Annotated in this window: 2 protein-coding genes; one reads left to right on the plus strand and one right to left on the minus strand. The window is 68.0% G+C overall.

Annotated features, from left to right (window positions below; translation table 11 throughout):
- Positions 1 to 95: 95 nt before the first annotated feature.
- Complete coding sequence (locus HCA58_RS22870; protein ID WP_169600103.1) at positions 96 to 4,682, plus strand: RHS repeat-associated core domain-containing protein; 4,587 nt, start codon at positions 96 to 98, stop codon at positions 4,680 to 4,682.
- 519 nt (positions 4,683 to 5,201) lie between these two features.
- On the opposite strand, the gene HCA58_RS22875 is transcribed toward HCA58_RS22870, so the two are convergent.
- A complete protein-coding gene (locus HCA58_RS22875; RefSeq protein ID WP_169600105.1) occupies positions 5,202 to 6,602 on the minus strand; it encodes a recombinase family protein in 1,401 nt (466 codons plus the stop codon).
- Positions 6,603 to 6,731 lie beyond the last annotated feature (129 nt).

Here is a 6,731-nt window from a genome sequence, read left to right on the forward strand (position 1 = left end):
CCGGCGTGAACGCTCTGCGCGGCCGGCGTGGTTTCTTGCCCATGCCTTCCATGATGAACATCCTCCCGAGGAGCACACAGCCCCTCTGACCTGGGATGTCCGTCAAACCGGGTCAGGCCCAGGCCACCAATACTCAGGTCGGCGCGAACTACACCTCGAAGTTCGTGCCGTCCGGCCAGGTTGCTTCGGTGGTTGTGCCTGCTGGCGTGCTGACCAATGGCAAGACCTACAGGTTCCGCACCAACCCGTACGACGGAACGCACTACAGCACAGTCTGGTCGCCGTGGAAGACGTTCACCGTTGACACCACCGCGCCGTCGGCTCCGCGCGGGATCACGTCCGCCGACTATCCGTCGGGTCAGTGGGTCAAGGGTGCCGGTCAGGCCGGGTCCTTCGCGGTGACTCCGCCCGCTGCGGACCACAACTGGCTGGAATGGTCGTTGGACGGCTCGGCGTGGACCAAGGTCACCACCGGCGGCGCGGCGACCGCCGTGACCATAACCGCGACCCCGGCCCGCGACGGTGAGCAGACCTTCCAGGTCCGTTCGGTCGACAAAGCTGACAACAAATCCGAGGTAGTCAGCTACCCGATCCTCGTCGGCCCGGGCGGTTTCCTGCAGCCAGACGACGGTGAGCGCACCGCGCGCCGAGTCCCGCTCGTCGCGAGTGCTGACAAGGCTCGCTACAGCGCCGCCACCTTCTCCTGGCGACGTTCAGCTGCGGACGCGTGGAACGTCATCCCGGCAGCGCATATCCTCGCCGGCGACACTCCGATCACCGCGCAGCCGGTCGCGCTGACCAATGGTCGCACCGCCGACCTGGTCTGGAACGCCACCGATACGGTCGACCCGGACGGCAGCATACAGATCAAGGTCGACTTCACTGGGTCGAACGGGGCGGCGGGCAGCAGCAACGCACTCACCGTCGTGGTCGACCGCAACGCCGACGGCGCCGCCACTGAGAAGCTTGGACCCGGATCGGTCAATCTACTGACCGGCGACTACACGGTCACCGAGAGCGACGTCTCGGCGTGGGCGCTATCCGTTTCCCGTACCCTGTCGTCCCGCGTGCCCGACAAGGGCGCGAACCAGATTGGCCAGGCTCCGATCTTCGGCAAGGAGTGGGTGGCCGGCACGGTTGCGCTGCTGACGGAGTTCGACGGTACGCACATCCGCCGCGTCTCGGACACCGCCGTCACGCTGGTCGACGCCGAGGGTGAGCAGGTCAGCTTCACCGCCAATGCGACCCGTACCGGATGGGTCTCCGAACCCGGCTCAGAGGAACTCACCCTGACCGGCGCGGTGACCGGCACGTTCACGCTGACCGACACCGACGGCGTAATTAGTGTCTTCGCCAAGCCCACCACCGCCTCGGATACCTGGCAGCTGCAAAAGACCGAGCTCGACGGACTGGCCGACTCGACCACCACGGTGGTGTCCGAGGCGGTCACCGTCGGCGGCAAGTCCGTGGCGCGACCGAAGCGGGTCGTCGCCCCGACCTCAGCGGTGGCGGCGTCGACCTGCGGGCAGACGCCAGCGACGAAGGGCTGCCGGGTTCTCGAGTACGTGTACGCGACCGCCACCACCGCCAGTGGCGACACTCTCGGCGATGTCGTCGACCAGGTCAAGGAACTGCGGCTCTGGTCGACCGAACCGGGTTCGGCCGCAGCGACTGCGAAGACCGTGCAGGCATACGCCTACGACGGCGCCGGACGCCTGCGGGAGGCGTGGAACCCGCTGATCACTCCCGCGCTGAAGAGGAAGTACGCGTACGACAGCGCTGGACACTTGACCCAGTACACCCAGCCGGGTGAGCAATCCTGGTCGTTCACCTATGACGGCGGCCGGCTGCTGCGCGTGTCGCGGCCGACGCTGACGCCAGGCACTACCGCGACTGTCAACGGCGAAGCGGTCACGAGCATCGTGTACGACGTGCCGGTCAGCGGGACGAAAGCCCCCTACCCGATGGGCGCGGCCGACGTCGCGACGTGGGGCCAGCGCATCGCTCCGACCGATGCCACCGCCGTCTTCCTGGCGGACTCGGTGCCCGCCGCGCACAGCGGCAGCGCCCTGACCGCTGGCTCCTACGGCCGAGCCAGCATCCACTACCTGGACGCCTCCGGCCGCGAGTCGAACCTGGCTCTGCCCGGCGGGCATCTCACCACCACCGAACACGACCGCTTCGGCAACACCGTACGCGACCTGACCGCCGCCAACCGGTCACTCGCGCTCGGCCGGACCACCGCCGACCGTGAAGCCCTCGCCGACCTCGGCATCGCCGGGCTCTCCACGGCCGAACGCGCCGAACTGCTGTCCACCCGATCGATCCACAACGACACCGGCACCCGCCAGCTGACCGAACTCGGCCCGCTACGCCGAGTCGAGCTGAGCGCCGACCTCAAGAGCGGCAGCAACGTCTTGCTCGCAGCCGGATCGTCAACCGCCGCGCGAATCCGCACCAACAACGAGTACGACGCGGGTCGTCCCACCGACGGCACCGCCAAGGTCCGCGACCGAGTCACCAAAGTGACCACCGGTGCCCAGGTCCTGCAGTTCCCCGACATCGTCGGGGAGGCCCGGGTCACCGAGACCAGCTACGACTGGGGCAAGGGGCTGCCGACCAGAACGGTGGTCGACCCCGGTGGTCTCGCCATCACCAGCACCAGCCAGTATGACGCCCAAGGCCGGATCATTCGCCAGGTCGCGCCGGGCAGCACCGGCACCGACTCGGCCACCCAAGTGACCACCTACTGGTCCGCCACCGGCACTGGCGCCTGCAGCGGCCGTCCGGAATGGGCCGACCAGCTCTGTTCGACCGGCCCGGCCGGCGCGATTACGGGCGGCGGCACCAACCCCACCGGTCTGCCGGGCAGCACCACCGAATACGACTGGTGGGGCAACCCGGCCAAGGTCACCGACACCGCGAACGGGGTCAGCCGGGTGACCAGCACCTCGTATGACGCCGCAGGCCGGCCGGCCACGGTGACCACCACCGGAGGCACGGGCAGCGCCATCCCGGCCGTCACCACCGAGTACAACCAGTCCACCGGCCGGGCCGTACGAACCGTTTCGGCAACCGCCGGAACCATCACCAAGGCCTACGACACCCTCGGCCGGCTGTACTCCTACACAAACGCCGACAACGGCCGCCTAACCTACGAATACGATCTGCTCAACCGGCCGATCAAGGTGACCGACACGGTCCCCTCGACGGTGACCTATACCTACGACCACGCGACCGAGCCGCGCGGCCTGGCCACCCGAATCACCGACTCGGTAGCCGGCGCCTTCCAGCCGTCGTACGACCCGGACGGCACGGTCACCCAGGAGAGGCTGCCCGGTGGGTACACCTTGAAGGTGACCCAGGACGCCAATGGCTCCACTGTCGACCGCACCTACACCCGGGACAGCGACGGTGTGCTGGTGTTCGCCGACACCGTAACTCGTACGGTCCACGACCAGGTCGCAAGTCACGCGGGCTGGTCAACGCAGACCTACGGCTACGACGCCCACGGCCGCCTCACCCAGGTCCAGGACACCACCGACACGGTCTGCACCACCCGTGGCCAGACCTTCGACAGCCGCAGCAACCGCAAGACGGTCACCAGCGCCACGGGCGCGCCCGGTGCCGACTGCCCCGCCCCGGGTGGCACCACGACCAGCTTCACGTACGACAGCGCGGACCGGCTGGCGGGATCCGGGTACACCTACGACGCCTTCGGTCGAGCCACCACCGCCGGTGGCAACGGTACGCTCGCCTATTTCGTCAACGACCTGCCAGCGCAACAGACCAGCGGCACCCGGCGGCAGACCTGGACCCTGGACCCGGCCAACCGGGTGCGGACCACGGTCGAGGCGACCGGCAGCGGCAGTACGTGGACGACGGTCAGCACTAAGGTCAACCACTATTGCAGCGACAGCGACAGCCCGCGCTGGGTGGTCGAGGACGCGGCGGGCACCGTTACCCGCAACGTCACCTCGGCAGGCGGTGACCTCGCCGCCACCACCGGCAAGAGCGGCCAGACGGTCCTGCAGCTCGCCGACATCCACGGCGACGTCGCGCTGCTGCTGCCGCTGGATACCACCGCCGCGCCGATCGCGCTGGACCACGACGAGTACGGCATCCCGAAGGCGTCGCAGGCCGCGGTCCGCTACGGCTGGCTGGGCGCCAAGCAGCGTGCCTCCGACACCGTGTCCGGCTTGGTCGTAATGGGCGTCCGCCTCTACGACCCGGCCACCGGCCGGTTCCTCTCCGTCGACCCGCTCTACGGCGGCGGCGACAACCTATACGGCTACCCCTCCGACCCGGTAAACCAGTACGACCTGGACGGACAGGCCTGGAAGTGTAAGGCAAAGTGCGCGCTGGTCGGCAACGATCCCAAGTGCACCGGCTACGTCTGGGGCGCAGGCAGCGGCAAGACGGAGAGCGATGCCAAGAAGGCTGCCAAGAAGGACGCGTCGAGCCAGGCCCCGCGGGGATGCCGCACGAAGCACTGCGACATCAAGGAGTGCACGAAGAACCGGCTGCGCCAGTACTTCGACAGCAACTTCACACCACGCGGCATTCACCTGCGCAACCCGCCGGACTGGATGCGCCGAGCGAACCGGTGGACTTACGGGGTCGCGTTTTACCACGAAGTGTGGCGCGGCACGTACGGCAGCCTCTGCGGCTGCGGCCCGTGACAGAGGTCTGAACACAACACCGAGCCGGCCCCGGCGCTCCGCCAGGGCCGGCTCGGCCCTACGAGGCACTGCGGTCCCCCGGCGGGGGGTGTCCTCATGTTCTTGTCAAGCCGGGGCCGGGAGGGGTCGGGCCTGGTTGGTGGTCTTGTCGCGGAGCATGGCGAACAGGACATCGACGCGGTGTCAGGCGAGGCAGATCAGGGCGGCGTTGTGTTTTTGCCTCGGGTTCGGGCCTGGTCGCCCACGCCGGTACCCGACTGCTGGCCGCCCTGGCTGATGTGACGGGTCTGACCCGCTCGATGGGTGACGTCCTGGCCGGGTTGCGACGGCGGGAGGCGGCCGCTGTCGGCGCGTCACGGGCGGCTGGCAGCGCTGGTTCCGAGAGTCACACGGCCACGCTGTCGGGAGTTGCGTTGGCGGTCTGCTGAGCCTACCGTTCAACGCATGAACACCTGTTTCCGGCAGGTGTGCAGGGTACGTGTGGCCGAATCCCTCGGACACATCATTACCACATATCGATCATGATCCGCGCAGGTTGACCTGCGCGGATCTTTCTGTGGTTGGTGTGCAGTGCTCCTGGTCGCAGACGATGGTGATCTTCCTCCCGTGTAGGAGTGTGACCAGGTCGTGTGGAGTCTGGATCCCGCTGGGGAGGCGTGGATGGTCGGCGAGTCGGGCGATGATGTGGTCTTCTCTGAGGTAGAGGATCTTGCGTCGGGGGTTGGTGGGCTGTCGGGTGCTGGTGTGGCCGTGGCGGCATCGGTAGCCGGGGCGTTGATTGATCCAATGGGATTCCAATCTTCGGCCGCATGGCCCGCAGCGCAGTAGGCCGGTGAACAGGTAGCGGCGGGTGGTGCCGTCGTGGGCGCCCCGCTGGGAGCGGATGGCCTGGACCGCGACGAAGTCCTGCTCACTGACCAGCGCGGTGTGAGCCCGTTGCGTGGAGACCACCCAGTCCACGGTCGGGTTCCGCCGAATCGGTTCACGCTCCGAGCGGCTAGCGTCGGTGTGGTTGTGCGCGGGTTGCCGGTTCCAGACCTGTCGACCCGTGTAGCGCGGATTGGCGAGGATCGCCGCGACTGTTCGTAGGGTCCACCGGTCGCCACTGCGGTGTGGATTGCGGTCGGGATCGATGCCCGACGGGCACGGTATGCCGGCGTCGTTGAGGGCGCGCGCCATGCTGGCGAGACTCTGGCCGTCCATGCGTTGGGCGAACATCCACCGCACGTGTACGGCCGTGACCGGATCCGGTTCGAGGCGTTGAAGCCGGCGACCCCAGCGCGCCTGGGCGGCGTTCGGATGAGGGCCCGCGTCGGTGAGTCGGTAGCCGTAGGGCGGCCGGCCTCCGAGATACCGTCCCTGCTCCCGCGCTTGGGCCCGCATCGCCGTGACGACCCGGAATCGGGCGCGCTGAACCTCGCGTTTCGACTGGGCACCCAGCATCAGGATCAGCGCCTGATGGGCCGGGTCATGGTAATCGACAGGCCCGTCCGTCTCGGGCAGCCACAGCTGCACGCCGTGCTGTTCGAGCACGGGTGCCAGGTGCTGCAGCTGATTGGCGGAGAACGCCCGCTCGTACTCGCCGACCACGATCGCGTCGAACCCGCGATCTGGATCATCGAGCGCGGCCAGCAGCGCAGCGGCCTGCGGACGCTGCCGCCAACCGCGGCGGCGAGAGCAGCCGACATCGAAGTACTCGGCGACGATCACCCCGTGAGCGGCGACGAGTTCAGTGGCGCAGTCCCGTTGCCAGTGCCGGGAGGTCACCCGGTCCTGGTGCTCGACGGTCGACATCCGGCCGTAGAACGCAAACCGCAGACCACGCCGCCGTTCGGTAGGCAGTTGCGGGTTGGCCTGCGACTGCCCGTTGAGCCATCGAGTCAGGGGATCCTCGAGATCGTCACGCTGGTTGTCCGACACGCCATATTTGGGTCTGTCAAGTTAACGGCTGATCTTGGTTGTTGAGGTGGTCAGTCGTTGGCCGGGGTGAGTCGGCCCTCGAAGGCGACCTGGAAGGCGTTCAGGGGTGCCTTCCAGCGCATGGTCCAT

The sequence above is a fragment of the Micromonospora sp. HNM0581 genome (assembly GCF_012726175.1).
Taxonomy (GTDB): Bacteria; Actinomycetota; Actinomycetes; order Mycobacteriales; family Micromonosporaceae; genus Micromonospora.